Source organism: Enterococcus malodoratus, assembly GCF_027659535.1.
Taxonomy (GTDB): domain Bacteria; phylum Bacillota; class Bacilli; order Lactobacillales; family Enterococcaceae; genus Enterococcus_A; species Enterococcus_A malodoratus.
In genome coordinates, this window is sequence record NZ_JAQDPG010000008.1 from 96,885 (window position 1) to 116,997 (window position 20,113).

The 20,113-nt window shown below is 37.7% G+C and carries 20 protein-coding genes; 3 read left to right on the top strand and 17 right to left on the bottom strand.

What is annotated here, in order from left to right:
* Positions 1-40: 40 nt before the first annotated feature.
* The 3 genes from ntdP to recX form a co-directional block, all read right to left on the bottom strand.
* Positions 41-574 (bottom strand): nucleoside tri-diphosphate phosphatase, encoded by a 534-nt coding sequence (gene ntdP, locus PGP85_RS13925; RefSeq protein ID WP_010740416.1) that lies wholly within the window; start codon positions 572-574, stop codon positions 41-43.
* A 97-nt stretch (positions 575-671) separates the two neighbouring features.
* The gene (gene mutY / locus PGP85_RS13930) at positions 672-1,823 is read right to left on the bottom strand and encodes an A/G-specific adenine glycosylase (RefSeq protein ID WP_270328080.1); all 1,152 of its coding nucleotides are present in this window, start codon (positions 1,821-1,823) and stop codon (positions 672-674) included.
* Positions 1,816-2,613 (bottom strand): recombination regulator RecX, encoded by a 798-nt coding sequence (recX, locus tag PGP85_RS13935; RefSeq protein WP_090402108.1) that lies wholly within the window; start codon positions 2,611-2,613, stop codon positions 1,816-1,818. The genes mutY and recX overlap by 8 nt, the downstream gene beginning before the upstream one ends.
* Before the next feature lie 140 nt (positions 2,614-2,753).
* Here recX and rlmD point away from each other — a divergent pair, with 140 nt between their 5' ends.
* Entirely contained in the window at positions 2,754-4,127 is a 1,374-nt protein-coding gene (gene rlmD, locus PGP85_RS13940; protein WP_270328085.1) for a 23S rRNA (uracil(1939)-C(5))-methyltransferase RlmD, read from the top strand.
* 38 nt (positions 4,128-4,165) lie between these two features.
* On the opposite strand, the gene PGP85_RS13945 is transcribed toward rlmD, so the two are convergent.
* The 3 genes from PGP85_RS13945 to PGP85_RS13955 form a co-directional block, all read right to left on the bottom strand.
* Positions 4,166-5,407, bottom strand: a complete 1,242-nt coding sequence (locus PGP85_RS13945; RefSeq protein WP_090402104.1) for an LCP family glycopolymer transferase — start codon at positions 5,405-5,407, stop codon at positions 4,166-4,168.
* Positions 5,408-5,651: 244 nt separating this feature from the next.
* Positions 5,652-6,260, bottom strand: a complete 609-nt coding sequence (locus tag PGP85_RS13950; RefSeq protein ID WP_010740421.1) for a superoxide dismutase — start codon at positions 6,258-6,260, stop codon at positions 5,652-5,654.
* 72 nt (positions 6,261-6,332) lie between these two features.
* Complete coding sequence (locus PGP85_RS13955) at positions 6,333-6,800, bottom strand: GtrA family protein (protein WP_010740422.1); 468 nt, start codon at positions 6,798-6,800, stop codon at positions 6,333-6,335.
* Positions 6,801-6,961: 161 nt separating this feature from the next.
* On the opposite strand from PGP85_RS13955, the gene PGP85_RS13960 reads away from it, so the two are divergent.
* Together PGP85_RS13960 and PGP85_RS13965 are read left to right on the top strand one after the other, a co-directional pair.
* Positions 6,962-7,777 (top strand): DUF1189 domain-containing protein, encoded by an 816-nt coding sequence (locus PGP85_RS13960; protein ID WP_010740423.1) that lies wholly within the window; start codon positions 6,962-6,964, stop codon positions 7,775-7,777.
* Positions 7,778-7,866: 89 nt separating this feature from the next.
* A complete protein-coding gene (locus tag PGP85_RS13965) occupies positions 7,867-8,814 on the top strand; it encodes a phosphoglycerate dehydrogenase (RefSeq protein ID WP_270328089.1) in 948 nt (315 codons plus the stop codon).
* Positions 8,815-8,826: 12 nt separating this feature from the next.
* On the opposite strand, the gene PGP85_RS13970 is transcribed toward PGP85_RS13965, so the two are convergent.
* The 11 genes from PGP85_RS13970 to PGP85_RS14020 form a co-directional block, all read right to left on the bottom strand.
* Positions 8,827-9,759 carry a glycosyltransferase family 2 protein gene (locus PGP85_RS13970; protein WP_270328091.1) on the bottom strand — a complete coding sequence of 311 codons (933 nt, stop codon included), beginning with the start codon at positions 9,757-9,759 and terminating at the stop codon, positions 8,827-8,829.
* Between the two features lie 11 nt (positions 9,760-9,770).
* Entirely contained in the window at positions 9,771-10,064 is a 294-nt protein-coding gene (locus tag PGP85_RS13975) for a HesB/YadR/YfhF family protein (RefSeq protein WP_270328093.1), read from the bottom strand.
* Between the two features lie 11 nt (positions 10,065-10,075).
* On the bottom strand, positions 10,076-10,741 hold the full coding sequence (locus tag PGP85_RS13980; RefSeq protein WP_090402091.1) for a potassium channel family protein: 666 nt from the start codon (positions 10,739-10,741) through the stop codon (positions 10,076-10,078).
* A 110-nt stretch (positions 10,742-10,851) separates the two neighbouring features.
* Positions 10,852-11,484 (bottom strand): response regulator transcription factor, encoded by a 633-nt coding sequence (locus tag PGP85_RS13985; RefSeq protein WP_010740428.1) that lies wholly within the window; start codon positions 11,482-11,484, stop codon positions 10,852-10,854.
* Between the two features lie 66 nt (positions 11,485-11,550).
* Complete coding sequence (locus tag PGP85_RS13990) at positions 11,551-12,645, bottom strand: sensor histidine kinase (RefSeq protein WP_270328095.1); 1,095 nt, start codon at positions 12,643-12,645, stop codon at positions 11,551-11,553.
* Entirely contained in the window at positions 12,642-13,364 is a 723-nt protein-coding gene (liaF, locus tag PGP85_RS13995) for a cell wall-active antibiotics response protein LiaF (protein ID WP_010740430.1), read from the bottom strand. Before liaF ends, PGP85_RS13990 begins: the two co-directional genes overlap by 4 nt.
* 174 nt (positions 13,365-13,538) lie before the next feature.
* Complete coding sequence (gene greA, locus PGP85_RS14000; protein WP_010740431.1) at positions 13,539-14,018, bottom strand: transcription elongation factor GreA; 480 nt, start codon at positions 14,016-14,018, stop codon at positions 13,539-13,541.
* Between the two features lie 95 nt (positions 14,019-14,113).
* Positions 14,114-15,256 carry an endolytic transglycosylase MltG gene (gene mltG / locus PGP85_RS14005; protein ID WP_167545852.1) on the bottom strand — a complete coding sequence of 381 codons (1,143 nt, stop codon included), beginning with the start codon at positions 15,254-15,256 and terminating at the stop codon, positions 14,114-14,116.
* An 819-nt stretch (positions 15,257-16,075) separates the two neighbouring features.
* Positions 16,076-17,908, bottom strand: a complete 1,833-nt coding sequence (locus PGP85_RS14010) for a DUF6020 family protein (protein ID WP_270328097.1) — start codon at positions 17,906-17,908, stop codon at positions 16,076-16,078.
* Between the two features lie 160 nt (positions 17,909-18,068).
* Entirely contained in the window at positions 18,069-19,001 is a 933-nt protein-coding gene (locus PGP85_RS14015; RefSeq protein ID WP_270328099.1) for a glycosyltransferase family 2 protein, read from the bottom strand.
* Between the two features lie 145 nt (positions 19,002-19,146).
* Positions 19,147-20,094 (bottom strand): NAD-dependent epimerase/dehydratase family protein, encoded by a 948-nt coding sequence (locus tag PGP85_RS14020; protein WP_270328100.1) that lies wholly within the window; start codon positions 20,092-20,094, stop codon positions 19,147-19,149.
* Positions 20,095-20,113 lie beyond the last annotated feature (19 nt).

Here is a 20,113-nt window from a genome sequence, read left to right on the forward strand (position 1 = left end):
AAAAAGGCCATACCATTTTATTGGGTATGGCCTTTTCTTTCTACTTTCGCGACAATTGCTTGTAACGATCATACCAGATATCAATATAGCCTTGGGAAAAAGGCCCCTTCTCATTGTTAATCCAGTCCACTAAGATCTTGACATTTTCCTTGAGGATATAATCAATTTCTTTGGAATAATGCATCTGTTGACTATGGGCTTCATATTCATCTACGTCCAATAGGCGTTTTTCGCCATCCGGAAAAACCTTGACATCCAAATCATAATCAATGTACTTTAGTGCCTCGTCATCTAATACATAAGGTGATGCTAGATTACAATAATAAGAAACTCCCTTCTCTCGAATCATTGCTATTATGTTGAACCAGTATTTTTGATGAAAATAAACGATCGCTGGTTCGCGAGTGACCCATCTTCTGCCATCCGATTCTGTGACCAATGTGTGGTCATTCAAGCCGATCAGTGAACACTCGCTTGTTTTTAATACCATGGTATCACGCCACGTTCGATGCAAACTGCCGTCGTGCTTGTAACTTTTGATCGTTACAAACTCTCCTTCTTTTGGAACTCCCATAGCTACCCTTCCCTCAGCGAAAATGACTTTCGCATTTGTTTGGGTGTTATCACACCGACATCAGAATTATTATAGCAATAAAATTTAAGATTGCCTACTAATCTTTGTCGTCTGCTAGATTATTTTCAAAAACTTCCAACATTTTTTGTTGTGGTTTTGGAAAAACATACTTCGGAAATTCAGCTGGCTTAACCCAATCCCCTTTGAGCGTTAACGGTGCGGCACTCCGGCCGTAGAAAACAAGGATGTGCCAGCGTAGATGACTGAAAACATGTTTGACCTCTCCAAGCACTTTTTTCTGCCACACGATCGCTTCTTCTGTAAAAAAATCAGGACTGTCTTCGGCTACTTGCGTACTGGAAAACAAATCCCACGCTGCAGGATCGTACTGATTTTTCAACTCGTTGAAATGCACTTCAGTGACTTCTTCTAATGGAAACAGCCACATCTTCGCTAACAGACCGCTTTCAGCTCGTTGCTGAAGAAGGATTTCTTGCTGCTTATTTTCAATAACCCCTGCGATATAATAAACATCTTTGGGTTTTTGTTTTTTCGATTTAATTGGAAAAGCCGTTTGGCGATTTTCACGATAAGCTTGACAATACTTCTGAATTGGACAAATTTCGCATTGCGGATTTGTCGGCGTACAAATACTTGATCCCAGATCCATCATCGCTTGATTGAAATCGCCCGGCTGATCTTGGCTGATAATCCTTCGCATCGCTTCATCAAACTCATTACGACTGCTAGCTTTGGCGATATCAGCCTCGATGCAAAATAATCGGCTGACTACGCGCATCATATTGCCGTCGATTGCCGGTTCGGGAATTTCAAATGCGATACTGCTGATGGCGCCGGCTGTATAAGGTCCGATCCCCTTTAAAGAACGGATTTGCTCTACAGTTGTCGGAAATTTCCCACCAAATTCTGTCACGATCTGCTTCGCGGCCGCTTGTAGATTCCGCGCACGCGAATAGTAACCTAAACCTTCCCAGACTTTCAGTAATTTATCTTCAGGTGCATCAGCTAAATTCTGAATCGTGGGAAATTCTTCCATGAAGCGATAGAAATAGTCGATCACCGTATCAACGCGTGTTTGCTGCAGCATGATTTCTGAGATCCAAATTCGATAAGGATCTTGATTATAGCGCCAAGGCAGATTTCTTTTTTCCTGCTGATACCATGTGAGAAAATCTGTTTGAAATGCATTTACTTCTTGTTCCGACCAATGTTCCCACCCCTTACTCATCCTCTGCCTCTTTTCCGCGAATAAAGGCATCGATCTGATCAAATTGGAAACCTTTCTGATACAAACTTTGCTTGACCTTTTGTTTACGTTTGGCAGGTTCAAATCGCTGGTTTTTGCGCCATAATTTGTCTCCTTGCAATGTCAGCGCATCGCTTTCCTGCTCTTGAATATCAGAAAAATCAATCTCAGCTAAGACATTTTTACTCGTATCGCTATTAAAACCTTTAGTCATTAAAAGCTGTTGAATTTTCTGCTGTACTTCTCGCTGACTGCTGTGATGAAACTTCCTTAACGCTTTTTGAGCCGTATGCAAAGCGACTTGAAACTGTTCCTCCGCCTCATATAGATAAAGAGCCTGCTGAATATCCTCATCCTTCAACCCTTTTTGTTTCAATTTCTGTTGTAAGACTCGAGGGCCTTTGTCCCCTAAACGCATCTGTGTGCGTACATAGCTTTCACCGTAAACAAGATCATTTACCAGGTTCATTTCTTTCAGACGAGCAACGATTTTTTGCCGATCCGATCCTTCGATTTCCTTGTCTTTCAAATAGGTACGAATTTCTTTCTCCGTTCGTAATTGATAACTTAAATAATTTAGAGCCAGCTGAAATCCTAAATCTTCCTTGCTTTCCTGTTTGATTTCATCCAGCGTTTTTTCATCCAACTCTTGGCCTTTGAGCAAACGATGACGCACAACTGTATCTTCCGACAGCCGCAGCTTATCACCATTGGAGAATTCTACTTGATAATAAGGGCCGCGCCCTTGGCTGATCTTTACTACCGTCAACATGTTAACCCCTCCTCGCAAAGATTAATTCTATCATAGAAAACCGACTGATCGCTAAAAATATGCTAAAATGATACGCGTACGAAAATCACTTGATTTTACATATATCCCATTACTTTCTAAAAATGTGAAAGGAGCCACCCATGGCTGTTCAACTTAAACCAAATCAAACGTTAACGTTAAAAATAAAACTTCTCGGCATTAATGGCGAGGGTATCGCTTATTATAAACGCTTAATCATCTTCGTCACTGGCGCTCTTCCCAATGAAACGGTCGTCGCAAAAATCACCAAAGCTACTCCGCGTTTTGCGGAAGCGGTCCTAGTTAAAATTACGAAGAAAAGTCCCGATCGAATCACGCCCCCTTGTCCTGTTTATGAAGAATGCGGAGGCTGCCAATTACAGCACCTCGCGTATAGCAAACAACTGGACTTCAAAAAAGATTTATTGCGGCAGGCATTGGAAAAATATAAACCTGATGGCTATCAAAAATTTGAACTGAGAGACACGCTTGGCATGGATGAACCCTGGCATTATCGCAACAAGGCGCAATTCCAATTACGCAAAAATAAAAAGACCCAACAAGTAGAAGCCGGGCTTTATCAAGCGGAGTCCCATCAATTGGTGCCTATCAAAGACTGCCTTGTTCAAGAGCCTACTACTCAAAAAGTCATTAATACCGTAACGAATTTGCTAACAAAATACGATACACCAATTTATGACGAGCGTAGCAATTCCGGTATCGTACGCACCCTGATGGTTCGTATTGGAATCGAAACCGGCGAGGTCCAGTTAGTTTTGATTACTAAAACAAAAAAATTGCCGCAAGGAAATGCCTTGATCCGTGAAATCACCAATCGCTTGCCAGAGGTCGTTTCCATTATGCAAAATGTTCAAGACAAAAAGACTTCGGTCATCATGGGCGATGAAACGATTCATCTTTGGGGCAAAAATGCTATCAATGAGAAAATCAATGAAGTAAGCTTTGAACTTTCTCCGAGAGCCTTTTTCCAATTAAATCCGCAACAAACCAAGGTGCTTTACCAAGAAGCCATTCAAGCCTTAGACTTAACGACTCCTAAAACAGTGGTGGATGCCTATTGCGGTGTCGGAACAATCGGTCTTTCACTGGCCAAACAAGCTAAAGAAGTTCGAGGAATGGATATCATCCCACAGGCAATCGACGATGCGAAAGCAAACGCCAAAGCGATGAACCTGACCAATACCCATTACGAAGTTGGAACGGCTGAGAGCTTATTGCCTAAATGGTTGAGCGAAGGATTTGCACCTGATGCAATCGTAGTCGATCCTCCACGAACAGGATTAGATAATAAGCTGCTAAAAGCGATCCAAGAATCACCTAGTCCGCAAATGGTCTATATTTCTTGTAACGTTTCTACCTTAGCGCGTGATCTTGTTAGCCTCACGAAAATCTATACGATCGACTATTTGCAATCTGTTGATATGTTTCCACAGACTGCTCGCTGTGAAGTCGTCGTAAAACTAACCCGTAAGTAGCTAAAAGGCGTGACCAAAAATGGTCACGCCTTTTTCATTTAATAACCGGTTGCCGGTTGTCCATACGTATTTTGCTGCTCCGCATTGGGATCTGTCGCTCCGCCGTACCCGCCTTGATTCGGATCGACATAATTTGGATCAGTGTAACCTTGATTATTTTGAGTCGTATCATCGTATTGCTGTGTGCCATCACCGGCAGTTGATGAGTTCCCATATGCGCCACTATTATCATAATTGTCGGCACTATCATACCCAGGGGCAAATTGACTAGTGTCATCGCTAGCCTTGCCATCAGAGTCATCGTAAAACAGACTGTTTGCATCAGTTTCCTTCAAATTAGGCAATGTTTCCGCCGTGGTGATTCCCAGTTGTTTCTTCAAAGTATTTTGGATAGATAATAATTCATTTGTCCCTAAAATCTGATAGTAAACTTCGTCAATCATTTGGCTCTTACCAACTAATTGCTTTTGTTTGATCGTATCGAAAGCCGGCAGATAATTGGTTCCGATATCCATCATGTCGTCCCAGGTTAAATCTGTCTTCATATTCTTTTCGACAGCTTTTAAAATTTTCTTGTAATTTCCTACACCGTTAATAGACATCGCCTTGCGTAGAATCTTTGTTACTACTTCACGTTGCCGTTTTTGCCGGCCAACATCACCTTCTGGATCTTCATAGCGCATCCGAGCATAAGCCAAACCTTTTTCTCCGTTTAACGTCTGCTTTCCTTTTTCTACGTGAATACCATCTAAAGTAAAGTCAATCTTATTATTAACTTCGATCCCACCAACGGCATCAATCAAATCCTTTAATCCGCGCATATTGATCGAGACATAATGATCCAAAGGAATGTCCAGCAGTGTTTCAATCGTGTCCATCGACATCTTCACGCCGCCAAAAGCATACGCGTGATTCAATTTATCGTTAGAACCATATCCGACGATCTTAGTAAGAATATCTCGGTCGAGGCTGACAATCGTTGATTTTTTTTGCTTCGGATTGATGGTAACGACCATCATACTATCAGAACGGCCTTGATCCGAACGGCCAAGGTCTCCTGTATCAATTCCGGCAAGCAAAATTGAAAAAGGTTCTGCGTTGTCGATGTTAGGCTTGTCTCCGCTATCTCGTTTCAAACTTGTTCGTTTAACTGTCTGGCGAATGTTATCGACCATCTTACTCGCATCATTCGTCACTTGAACAGCGTAGTAGGTTATTCCACCTATAAACAAATTCAGTAGGACTAGCAATCCTACGACAATCTTTTTCCAACGACTCATAGTACACCTCTATCAACGATTTTTTACGTTTCATTTTCTCATAAATTGGGCATCTGTTCAACCGCAGCTAAAAACAATTAATCTTATATAATGGAAACTTAAAAAATAATAATTTCAATCCTACCCTTTAATCACGATTTATACCATAAAAATATGAAGATTTTTGGAAGGTCCAGAAAAATCTATACAAAAAAATGGAAAGACCAATATTATCAGTCTTTCCATTATAACTCATTCGATTCAATTATTTAGCTGCTGCCAAATTTTCGTTTGCTTGATCCCAATTCACAACATCCCAGAAAGCAGCGATGTAGTCAGGACGAACATTTTTATATTTCAAGTAATACGCATGTTCCCAAACATCTAAACCAATAATTGGTGTTTTACCATCTGTTAATGGATTATCTTGATTTGGTGTTGAAGTAATTTCTAATTTACCATTATTCAAGACTAGCCAAGCCCAGCCAGAACCGAAGCGGCCAGTTGCAGCTGTTTTGAATTCTTCTTTCATTTTTTCAAAGCTGCCGAATGCTTCATCAATTGCATCTTTGATCGCACCTGTTGGTTTTCCACCAGCATTTGGCGCCATGATTTTCCAGAAGAAACTATGATTTGCATGACCTCCGCCATTGTTGCGAACAGCCGTACGAATATCTTCTGGCACTTCATTCAAGTTCGTTACTAGTTCTTCCACTGATTGTTCTGCTAATTCTGGATATTTTTCAATCGCAGCATTTAAATTGGTTACATAAGTGTTATGGTGCTTGTCATGATGCAAATGCATCGTTTCAACATCGATATAAGGCTCCAACGCATCGTAGCCATAAGGTAGATCTGGTAAAGTATAAGCCATAGTTCATTTCCTCCTTAAAATATCTTACAAATCAACTGTATCAAACAATGCACCGTTCTTCAAAAGATATGCCTACTGTGAAGAAGAATTCGTTTTCTCGTCTTCAATGATCTCGACCTTTTTAAAAATAAACAACTTACTGAAGGCATAATTCGCAACAACTACGACGACTTGCGTGATGATTTTCGCGATCAGGTTTCCCGTATGCAGCATATCGATAAATAGGAACATACAAGCCATGTCCATCCCAAATGAAAGGATTCGATAAAAGATAAATTTACCAAACTCCCAAGCCAACGCCTGAAAGCCCTCGGTTTTCGATTGAAAAACCCAAAGTTTGTTCGTTACAAAGGCAAATAGTACCGAACAAATCCAAGAAATCGCGTTAGAAACCGGCCAATTCAAATGAAAGGCCTGATAGGCCAACGCAAAGGTCACGATATTCACAACGGTCGCTAGCCCACCAAAAAATAAGTAAATGAATACTTCCCAAAGTTTTTTTTCTTCCAAATACCCTTTAAACTGCTGATAGATTTTCATGATTACTCGCTTTCTTATTCTACTCTTCTTAAAGTAAGATAGCGAAGCCCGTAAAAATAGTCAATTCTTTCTTGAAATCTTTTTACATTTTTACAGATCGCCTTGTTATTTCAAGCTCATTTCGCTACAATGGCTCTTGTATAAAAGATTGGAGCGATCACATGACTTTTCGTCAATTAATCAAAGGATCCCTTTTTCGCTTTGAGGATCTAAAATCAGCAAAAGATACGCCCTTTTGGAAATCGATAGTCTATTTAATCGGTCTAAGTCTGCTTCTGGCGATTCCGAGTGTTTATCAAGCCCTTCAAGTAATGAATCAAATGAAAACAGACAGCTTGAAGATCGTAGAAAAGATTCCCGATTTTAAAATTGAAAACGGCGAGATTGAAACAACAAAACCTGAAAAAGGGTTCATCTATCAAACCAATTCAATTATTTTAACTTTCGATCCTGAAGGTAAACGTACCCAGCAAGATGTCGAAAAGGATCTGGTTGGAAATTATTTCAGCGTTGGACTATTGAAAGATCAGGCAATAGTTGTGTTGCCAGACTATGGCGGGGTTAGTTCAGCAATGTTTGGCGATAACGTGTTGAAATTTTCTTACAAACAAGCACCGTTAAAAGGTATGACGGGCGACAAATTGAGAGCTGGTTTAGAAGATTTAAAACTACCGGTTTGGACACCGCTAGTGATGTTGTTAGCCGGTGTTTATCCCTCCTTTATCAATCTATTTGTTACACTCGTCTTTGCAGGGATTGCGGGGATGATCGTAGCAAAATTGAGATTGCGGCGGGTTACATTCTTTGAATGCTTCAAAACGATTATTTTCTGTGCGACAATTCCAACTATCTTAGCAACGATTGTTTTATTGTTCCAGCCTAATTTCGATTCAAGTATTTTGATCACATTCATTAGTATGTTCATCTTCTTTCGTGTGACTCATTATTTTCCGAAGATCGAATTGCCGACTAAGTAACTGCTTACGATTCTGTAAGCAGTTTTTTTTCATAAATTTTGTTAGAATAGAGCCGAGATTTCCAGTAAAAAAAGAAATGAGGGATCACCATGACAAAACCAATTATTTTCTTGCAAAGAGAGTTTCGCGATGAATTTATCGAAAAAATCCAAACCCTCGCTCCTGATTATCAAATCAAAACAGAATTAACAGAGGATGACCTTCCTTCTGTCGAAATTTCAGTCGGTTGGCCAAAAAAATTCAGTGAACAGCTTCTATCTTCTGATCAGCTAAAATGGGTCCAGTCCATTTCAGCTGGCGTAGACTATCTGCCCTTAAATGATTTTTCTAAACGAGAAGTTTTATTATCAAACGGCAGCGGTATCCATGTTCTTTCCATCAGCGAGCATATCATTGGAGTCTTGCTTGGCTATTACCGCGGATTAAATGAATCAGTCAAAAAGCAAGAACAAAAAGTATGGGCACAAGAATCAATCCATTATGATCAACTATCAGGAAAAAATTTACTCGTTGTTGGTACTGGACACATTGGTCAACAACTTTCGAAATCGATTTGTAGTCTAGGTGTGAACGTGTACGGGATTAATACGACTGGACATCCTGCCGAAGGATTCGTCGAGACCTATTCCATTAAAAATATGGCAAAAATCGTCCCTGAAATGGACATTGTAGTAGGAATTTTGCCAGGAACTCACGAAACCTATCATATTTTCAACAGTGATATTTTCGGAAAAATGAAAAAGACCGGCATTTTCATCAATGTCGGCCGCGGTGATACCGTGCACACTAAAGAACTGATCTCTGCCCTTGAAGAAAAACAATTCGCTTTCGCTGCTCTTGATGTCTTTGAGGAAGAACCCTTACCGGAAAACAACCCATTGTGGACCTTTGATAATGTTCTGATTACACCACATATCTCTGGTATGACAGTAGATTTTCAAAATAAATTTATGAAGATATTTTTAGCTAACTTGAAGAGTTATCTATCTGATAGAGAACTATCTGTTAACCAAGTGAAATTGACGCGAGGGTACTAAAAAAGTTGGAGCTTATTGCTCCAACTTTTTTTCAGTCTCTTTAACAATATAAACCGGTCTTTTTTTCGTCTCCATAAAAATCTTGCCAATATACTTTCCAATAATACCGATACACAATAGTTGAACACCGCCAATAAAAAGTATAATCGTCACTAATGACGGCCAGCCAGATGTTGGATCGCCAAAAATCAACGCACGAACGATGATGAACAGCATCGCAATTCCCGAAGCAATACAAGAAAAGGCGCCAACAAATGAAGCGATATTCAACGGAGCATCTGAAAAGTTAACAATTCCATCAATTGAATAATTGAATAATTTCCAAAAGGACCATGATGTTTCTCCTGCAGCGCGTTCCCGATTCTCAAAAGAAATATATTCAGTTTTGAATCCAACCCAGCTAAATAACCCTTTTGAAAAACGATTATGCTCAGTTAATTCTAAGATTGCATCTACCATTTGCCTGGTCATCAATCGATAATCTCTTGCGCCGTCAACCATTTCAGTTTCACTTATACGGTTGATCAATTGATAAAATTTCTTAGCAAAGAAACTTCTAATAGGCGGCTCGCCTTTTCGGTCTGCTCTACGAGTGCCTACACACTCAATATCTGTAGATTCGATCATTTCAACCATACGTGGTAACAACTCTGGTGGATCCTGTAAATCAACATCCATCACAGTAACCAGTTCTCCCTTAGCCGCTTGCAAGCCTGCATAAAGTGCCGCTTCTTTACCGAAATTTCTAGAAAATGAAATGTACCGGACAAAATCATTGTCGCGTGCAAGTTCCCGCAATACTTCTAATGTCCTATCCTTTGATCCATCATTGATAAAAATATATTCAAAGCCATGAGAGACTTTTCTCTTTACTTTTTCCATCTCTGCAAAAAAAAGAGGAATGGCTTCCTCTTCATTAAAGCAAGGGACAATTACTGATATCATTCAAGTCACTCCTAAATTTGGTTAAAGTCATACTTAGGTTCATCTAATTCAGTATCGTAATCAACAACTAGGTCATATCCTTTGAAAAACCATTCATCTACTTCTTCCACAAAGAATATCATACCATTTACATTTTCTTCTATCAATGGACTCTCTGGACTATCTACCGACATACCAACTGAAAAACCATCGTGAACTTGAGTCTTGCCATATACTTTTCCATAAAACTTTATTCCTTGACCCTCACCTAATTCGAGTTCGCGTTTGAACCACTCTTGAGCTTTTGGCGTTATAGTCAATTTCATTTGATAATCACCTATCCATTCATTTTTTCATCTAAATAGTCTACGTCTTCGTCACGACCAATCACTACTAAATGATCGTCTTTCAGTACGACTTCTTCTGCTGGAGGCGTAACGATAGGATCTTGATGGTCACGTCGAATAGCTACTACATTTAAGCCAAATCGCTGACGAAAATCAAGTTCATCCAAGGTTTTGCCATAAAATTTTCGATTGGTTACGTTAATCTCAGCTAAAGAAAATTCATCTGAAAGCTCTAAATAATCCAAAATATTTTTAGAGACTAAATTATGAGCAATTCGCTGCCCCATATCACGTTCTGGATGGACCACACGATCAGCGCCAATTTTTTCTAAAACACGAGCATGATACTCGTTTTGCGCTTTTGCTAAAATGTTCGGCACACCCATTTCCTTGACCATCAACGTCACTAAAATACTTGCTTGAATATCTTCACCGATCGCAACGATCACATGGTCAAAGTTACGGATTCCTAATGACCGTAACGTCATCTCATCTTGTGCATTGGCTACAACCGCGTGAGTCGCAATATTCATATACTCATTTACTCGATCTTCACTGCTGTCAATCGCCAAAACTTCTTGACCAGATTCGACTAATGTCCGACAAATACTCCCGCCGAATCTTCCTAAACCAATAATGACAAAACTTTGCTTCATGATATCTCCTCGTGTATTAATATTGTATTTACATTGCCTGCTACTAACACCCTAAAACTTACAATTCTCAGTATAACAAAGAGCGGGTTAATAAAACAGAGATGGACTCTCTATTTTATTAACCCGTGTTTGAATGCATAGATTGCTGCTTGTGTACGATCTTCTACTTCTAGTTTCGCTAAAATATTCGAAACATGCGTTTTTACTGTTTTCAGTGTAATGAATAGTTCATCCGCAATTTCTTGATTGCTCATTCCTTGGGCAATCAGCAACAAGATTTCTTGTTCTCGATTCGTCAATTCTTCATGAAGGACGTGACGATTACGATTGGACAGTTGTTCCATCATTTTAGTCGTTACTTCCGGTTCCAAGACCCGTTCACCATTATACGTTTTGCGGATGGCATTGGCGATCTCGTGCGCTGTCGATGTTTTTAATAAATAACCAGATGCACCAGCTTCAATTGCTGGGTAGACTTTTTCATCATCAATAAAACTGGTTACGATTAAGATTCTTGCTTCTGGCCATTCTTTTAAAATTTTCTTGGTTGATTCGATCCCATCCATTACTTCCATCACCAAGTCCATCAATATGACATCTGGTCGAAGATCCATGGCCTTCTCGTAACCTTCCTCGCCGTTTTCGGCCTCTCCAACGACTTCTACATCCGCTTGAATCGATAGATAAGAAGAAACGCCCAAACGAACCATTTCATGATCATCAACTAATAACACTCGTATCATCCTCTGCCTCCTAATTCCTAATAATGTATTGATTAACCCTTTCAGAAGTTAATCTGATTTTTTTGTCTACTCGTTCATAGTCAAAGAATTCTCACTGGTTGGAGTGGCATCCTCTACAACAGGTACCTTGATCTCAACACTTGTTCCTTGACCTTTGAAACTAATAATTTTTGTTGAACCACCTACACCAGCTATACGTTCACGAATATTCCGTAATCCATAGCTGCCGGCATGTTCGTCTTTCTCCTCAAAACCAACGCCATCGTCAATGACGCGCAATAAAATACTTTGTCCTACAATTTTTAAATAAACTTCCAATTCATTTGCTTTTGCATGACGCAACGTATTAGAAAGCAGCTCTTGGACCACTCGGAATAATTGATCCTCGATGCTGGCAGAAACACAAATATCTTGTACATCCCATTTTAACTGAATTTGAATCTTCGTTTGCAGTTCTTTTAATAATTGCTCAATTCCTTGACGCAAACTTTTTCCTTCTAAGCTAATTGGGCGTAGATGAAGTAACAACGCACGCATTTCTGATTGAGCAGCGTTAATAATATCAGCCACCATTGCTAATTGCTTTTTATAAGGCTCTAGCTCTTCTGAATACTGCGACTGCTCATTTAGGGCTGACATCATCATCATCGCCGCAAACAGCTGCTGTGAGACCGAATCGTGCAGCTCTCTGGCTAAACGATGCCGTTCTTCCTCTAAAATCTTTTCCTTCGTTGTACCATCTACTATTTGAGGCTGACTGCTCAGTTGCTGCAGCTCTCGCGACATACTCACTAGTTTTTCTTTGATTCGTTTGATATCATGATCCACCAAAAGCATCTCTTTGTTTTGCGAGATTGCCACATCTAAATAGGGCTGATCATAGTTGCCTGAAGCCAGACTTTGCAATTTTCCTTCAATTTTTCCCAGTTGCCGTTTTTCCAAAAAAGTCACAAGAAAATAGACGACTGCGCTCACAGTTAGAGAAATCACGATGATGTGAACGAATAAAGGAATATAGAAAATTCGTGCAATAAACAATTGACCAAATAATTGCCGTTTTCCAATCGCATACATATATAAAAAGAGTGTCGTTAGAATCAATAGAAAGGAGATGAGTCCAGAGTAGAGGGAAATTTGTAAACGAGAGTATTTCCCCATCATACACGAATCACCTCGACATCTCCAACCAATGTATTGGTCACTATTTTCAATCTACGAGGACTTTCATCATAATCCTCACTATAAATCTTGAACGTTTCATTACGTAAAACTTGCGTATCCTCATCAAAATCGACTTTTCCATATAATGTCGCATGCTCAAAAAGAATTCCGATACCATAAGGAACCAAAATCCGTGTCCGGCCAAATCCTTTACGAACGATCACGATGCTATCTTCTTTCGGTAATAAGGTATTTCCTAAATCAACAATTGTATCTCCAGCTAAAATCGCCACATTGATATCATCCCACTCAAATACTTGTGTGCCGATCCGATCATTTCCAATCCAGCTTTGTTTTTTTCGTTCACCATTGTGACTAGTTGGATCAGTTGTCTCAACCATCACAATACTCTTTTTATTTTTCAAAGAATGATTTGGCATGGAAATCCCTGCAATTTCAAATCCCTTGAGGCCAAGGAATATTACTGCAAAAATCAACATCAACCAAGTCGCAGGACTGTTTACTAAACAAATGATTAGAATTACTGAGCCTAAGATCAATTGAAATTTTCGACGACGATGTTTTCGCAATGCCCAATATATATTTAATACACCAAAGAGCAGCATGATTAACATCGCAGGATTTGAAGATAATTGCCATAATAAGAAAATTGCAAGTAAGGCTTCAATTACAATGAAAAAGCGCCATGGACTTTTCATTTTGTCTTTCCTCCCAACTTTTTTATCTATACCTTATTCTACTTTTTTTAAGAATCAAATACTATCGGTCTAAAGTCGCAAAACGATTCCTAATCTGAAGCGGATTCGTTATCGCCTATTCCCTCAAACACTAATAAAAAGAAAAGAGGCGACCAGCGCCTCTTTACCGTATTCTTAGTTTTGTTTCACATTCGTGATCTTAACTTCCATGTTTCCACCTGGAGTCGCGATTGTCACAACATCTCCAACGCTTTTGCCAATCAACGCTTGAGCGATTGGTGAATCATTTGAGATTTTACCAGTTAGCGGATCTGCTTCCGCCTTCCCTACGATAGTGTATTCTTCCTCTTCATCATCAGGCAATTCAACAAAGGTAACGGTTTTCCCGATTGAAATTTCATCCGAGTCAACATTCTCGTTATCGATAATTTGTGCGAAGCGGATCATATTTTCCAAAGTGTTGATACGTCCCTCAACAAACGCTTGTTCATCCTTAGCAGATTCATATTCGGAGTTTTCAGATAAATCGCCAAAGCTGCGAGCGATTTTAATTCTTTCAATAATTTCTCCACGTTTTACTGTTTTTAATTCTTCTAATTCCTGCTCTAGTTTTTCTTTTCCTTCCAGAGTCATTGGAAATGTTTTTTCTACCATTCTTCTTCTCCTTCAATCAACAAAATTACGAAAGGTAATCCTTTATAGATTTAATCCACAAAAGATTACCACGTAATTACTATATTGTAAATTGTTTATTTCTCTTTATTGACATATTTTTCAACCAATTCCATATGCTCTTCGTAAGTCTTCGCATAATAAACTTTACCAGTTGAGATATCTGCGACGAAATAGATATAATCATTCTCGGTTGGATCAAGAACTGCAAGAATTGCTTCCTGACTCGGATTATCAAACGGTCCAGGCCCATAACCCGCATTCGTATACAGATTATAAGGTGAGTCTACTTCAGTATCTTTGATTGTTACAACCTCTTTATGTTCACCTAACGCATAAAGAATCGAAATATCTGATTGTAAAGGCATCTGCGCTTTAATTCGGTTAAAGAAGACTTGTGCGATCTTCTTACGGTCGGATTGCGTGACCCCTTCTTTTTCTACCAACGATGCTAGAGTCATCACTTCTTGAACCGTTAACCCTTTTTCTTTAATTTGACTATAATAAGGGGTTAATATTTGATTCGTCGTATCAACCATTTGGGTCACAAGATCTTCCAGACTTCTATTCTTGTGTACATTATAGGTTGCCGGGAACAAATAGCCTTCTAAACGATAACGTACATCTTTGGCATTAGCAGCATCTCCCAATAGATCAGGATATTGTGCTTTCAATTGATCGAAGAATTTTTCATCCTTCATTACTTTGATGAAATCTTCCTTCTTGAAGTCCGTCTTCTTAGCGACCAAACCGGCAATTTTATCAACATCATAGCCTTCAGGAACCGTTAGTTTCGAAGCATCATCTAATGGTTCGGCACTCCCGCCCTGTTGCAATTCCTTACTAATTTGATCCAATGTCATATTAGGAGAAAACTGATAATAGCCTGCCTGAAAATTCGTTAAATTTTTAAATTTGGTGTAGAAATTAAAGACCATTCCATCACGAATGACATCGCCATCTTGTAAAATATCCCCAATTTGACGATTAGACGAACCACTTGGCACTTCCACCTGAACTAATTTTTTATCATTCTTATCTAACGGCTTCAACCCAGCACTTACATAATTATAGCCTGAGATTGCCAAGACTCCAGCGACAATCAAAATACCGATCGTCAATATATAAACAATTTTACGGACGACTCGATCCTCTTTGCGACGTTCTGCTCGTTTCAAGTTGCTCTCCTCACTTAAATCCCCTTCAAACTCCTCATCCATATGACGAAGTTCCTCAAATTTCTCTCCTAAACGATGAAAAATTGATGCTTCTTCCTCAACTTGTCCATCACTTTTAGGCTCATTAACATCTTTAGCCTTTGATTCCTCTACAGAAGGAACAGCTTTAGTTGTTTTTTTAGTACCTGAATGACGAACAGTTGGCTGCTTAGTTTCAGCCTTTGAAGGTTCTGTCTTTTGCTCTTTCTTATTAATAGTTTTCTTATCTTCAGCTGCAGTTTTTTCTACCTTTTTCTTTATCTCAGCTTTTGATTTAGGCTCACTATTGGAACTCTTATCTATCGAAAGCTCTTTCTCTTTCGGAGGTTCCTCTTTTTTAACTTCTTTTTCAATTGGTTTAGACTTCTGCTCAGAGGCAGTAGTGTCTTTCTTACTTTGCCTATTGCCAAATAAACGCTCATAAGACGAAGCTAAGTCGACATCATCGTCAGTGTCCTTTTTTGCTTCAGAGGTGCTAGAACCTTTAGTAGGCTTTTTCGTAGACTCTACTTCACGATTCTTTCGACCCTCTTCTAAAGCCCGCATGATCTGCTCTTTAAACGATCCTTCTTCTGAGTGTTGGTTTTGATCCTCAGACAAAAACAACTCCTCCTTACTTCATGTCATAACTTAAATCATTATACATGAAATGAAAGAGGAGGGAAATGTAAAATTTATTTAGTTAAGGAAATTATATTTTTTTCTTTTACAAGTATGTCGAACCGAGATAGACATGAAATTGATCCACTATCAGATATTGATAATGAATAAAAAATGACTTACTACGATTTATCTCATTACTATGATTATACTTCATAAAATTCAATCATCTTCATTCAAGCTAGTTTTTTGGAATATGACTGTCAAAAAAATAGGGATCATTGAGAAAAAAAGACTGTAAATATATCTAAAGTCTGTTGCTGGAGCTGAAATAATCAATGAAAACAAGTTAAGGTAGGGGATAACTAAGATAAGAAACGATCTTATTAGACCGAACTTAACTATACTAACAGCTGTTGCTAAAAGTAAAATTAATACTGCAACAGCTCCTCTAATTAAAAACTGTTGTTGATTATTATCCATAACATGATAAACTTTTTCAATAAATTGTTGCCCTCGAATTGACTTAGAGTCATTGTTAAGAGGGATATAAGCATTCAAAATTCTCTTTTTAAATATCTCATATTTTACTGGAACAACACTGATTGCTTTGGCTTTTCCTTTATATTTTTGATATTCTAATTTTATTTCTTTTTCCACTTCAGATGGGTTTATTTTAGATTCACGATAGTAATTTTCACGGTTTCCAGTTATTTCCAGACCATGAATATTGATTTTATATTCAGTCGGTGTAGTGAATCTCCAAATACTAGCCGTTTGATTAAAGAAAGAAACAATAAAGATTTTAGGATTCAATTTTAATAATTTGAACCAATGAAGAATAAAAATCTTAGGTTGGTCCTCAATCATTTCTCCATCAAAACTCGAATCATACTTTATGTAGTCAACAGTTTTATCATTGTATCGTTCGCTCCAAAGGTCCGTTGGCAATATTTCATTAAAATAAACTTTCTCTTCTAATGGAACCTTTCCATTTTTTTTATAAGTAGCAGAGATTTGCTGTAACGGAATTGATAGTGCCTCGTAAACAGGAGACTTTTCCGCATGTAAAATAGTATTTGTAAAAAAATTGAATGAAAAGATTGATATAAATGTAACTAGTACAGAGATAAGAAATTGTTTTTTTCGAGAGAAGACTAGCAACAAAAGTAGCGTAATTATAACTACCATAAGGCCGTTCTTTCTAAATAAGGCCGTGAAACATGAAATTAAGGTAAAAGAAATAATAGTTGCAGGTTTTTTGAAGAATACTTTTTCATTTAGCACTAGCTCACTCGTCATATAAAAAAATAATAACAATAAAATTGAATACGGTATATCTTTCCATAAGGTTACCATGAAGATTCCGTTAACAGGATAAAACGCGTATAGCAAACTGACTAGACTACATAAAATAATTGGAACTCCCTTTTTCAATAATTTTCCTAAAACAAAAACTATTGAAAAAGCCCCAAAAATCAATTGTAATAATAAGAATGATGCTGGTGAATGATAAAAGAATGATGCAAATTTTATAAGAAATGTATGAATCAATGGGTGCCATTCAGAATACAATTGATATCCATTTGCTTGCCCCCATTGATTATAAGAATCATTTGTAAGCAGCCCCGGATAAAAAGACAACCAATAATAGAACCATGATCCAAAAATAATTAAAAAACTAACTATTGAGAATACATAAACTAATCTTGACGAAACATGCTTTGGTTTGATTGAAACACAAAACAATATAAAACTACTAAATAAAATAGTATACATCAGAACAGTCAAAGCGAGTCCAACAATAAAGACAAGTGTTGAACTAAATCCTTGACTATTAGTACTTACAGACACAAAGATTGAAACAAAAAAAGACAAAAGCATCACTGATTTATTAGGAGTTTTTTTTGACAAAAAAAGATAGATTAAACTCAAAATTATTGAAAAAAATAATTTTGTTTTTATTCCGGTTTGATAATATATGGATAGAGATGCCAATGATATACAAAAAAATATGCATCCTTTTTGAACCCGCGTTTTGAAATATTTTGACAAATTTCTCCCCACTTTCCCAACATTTAAAAAGAGCCACCTTAAGCTTCTGATAATTCTACATAGAGTGACTTCATACAGATTAAATTCACTTTAATCATAATTATTATAATGCCCATCTTTACTTCAAATGCAACTTGCTTAAGAAAATTAGCTCTTAATATTATTTATCTCGACTATATATACTATACAGGTTTAACTCATACATTTTTTTATCAGCCGTCACAACTGTATCAAGAATTAATCCTGTAACCAACAGTAACATAGAAAATGTCATTAAACCTGTTGCTAAAATTGCGGAAGGTATTTTGTTGATAAATCCACTTTTCACAAACTCTATTACAACTGGTAAACCAACTATTAATCCCAAAACAAAGAATAGAGCAAACCACATTGAAAAAAACAAAAGTGGTTTATAGTCTTTACACATTTTAAAGATTGTCATCAAAACTTTAATTCCATCAGAAAAAGTATCTAGTTTAGATTCACTTCCTTCTGGCCGGTCTCGGTAATCAATAGGTATTTCAACTAATTTAAATCTCTTATCTAAAGAATGAATCGTAAATTCAGTTTCAATTTGAAAACCGCTACTCATGACCGGGAAGCTTTTAACAAATAACCTATTAAAACCTCTGTAGCCAGTCATCACATCTTTGATATTAGCTTTATAAAGCCAATTAATTGAATTTTTAACTAAGTTATTTCCAAAGTCATGGAAAGCTCTCTTATTTTCATTAAAGTATGTTCCATTAGATAATCTATCACCAATTACCATGTCTGCACGGTTTTCTTTTAAAGCTTTTAATAACTCGTGGCAGGCTTCTGCTGGATAAGTATCATCGCCATCTACCATTAGATAGAAATCTGCATCAATGTCAAAGAACATTTGACGAATTACATTTCCTTTACCTTGCCTTGGTTCCTTTCGAACGATTGCCCCCTCATTCAAAGCAATCTGATACGTGTCATCCGTTGAATTATTGTCATAAACATAGATATCTGCACTTGGTAGTTCTTTTTGAAAATCATTAATTACCTTTTTAATTGTCATAGCTTCGTTATAACAAGGAAGCAATATTGCAATACTGTCTGTCATTTCACTAATCTCCTTAAAATATACGCTAATACTAGAATACAAGAGTTCCCTAATTATTTCTATACGTAATTAAACGAAATTGACGTATCCATAAAAAAAGGACATTAACCTGAAATTATGGACTAATTCAAGTTAACCTCCCACATTAAATCAAGTTTTCAGATTCCAAATATTTCTTCATGCCTTCTTGAACACTAAAGTTAGGTTTATAGCCTAATCCCTTCAACCTAGAAATATCAGCAACTGAATCTTTAATGTCGCCTTCTCTCTCAGATTCGTTCTTAACACTTAACCTTACGCCTAATGCCTCATCAATAACTTCAATCAACTCGTTTAAAGTAATCGCACTACCGGTTCCAACATTAAATTGTTTACCCAGAGCTTCCTCTTTACTTGCAACGAGTAACAATGCCTGAATGACATCCTCAATGAAAACAAAATCACGAGATTGCGAGCCATCACCAAATAACATAAACGATGCATTCTCTTCGTTCTGTATCTTTTTATAGCGGTCAACCAGAATTGAAATGACTCCACTATATGGAGATTCTGGATTCTGATTTGGCCCGTAGACATTAAAGAAGCGTACCGCGCTTGTATTTACACCATATAGGTGATTATAATCCAACACGTATTGCTCAGCAGCAAATTTGTCAACTGCATACGGAGTCAATGGGCGAATGACTGATTCTTCTTTCTTGGGTAACGTGGCCTCGTCACCATACACTGCAGCTGAGGAACTGAAGACTAACCGCTTCAAATCCTTTTGGTATTTTCTGATTAACTCTAACAGCATCAGAACACTTTCAAAATTGATTTGATGCGTCTCCACGGGACGCTCAACCGAATCAGCCACACTAGCAATTGCTGCTAAATGGAAAATGTAGTCAAACGTATTATTTGAAAGAACTTCTTCCATTAATGATTCGTCTGTAACTGAACCATTGATAAATTTGAGATTTGAATTGCTATCTAAATTCTCTTCTTTTCCCATAGACAAATCATCCACTACGATTACTGAATTTTCCTTAGATAAGTGATTTGCTAGCGTAGACCCTATAAAACCTGCGCCTCCTGTAATGAGATAGTTCATATTAATCCTCCTAAAAAAT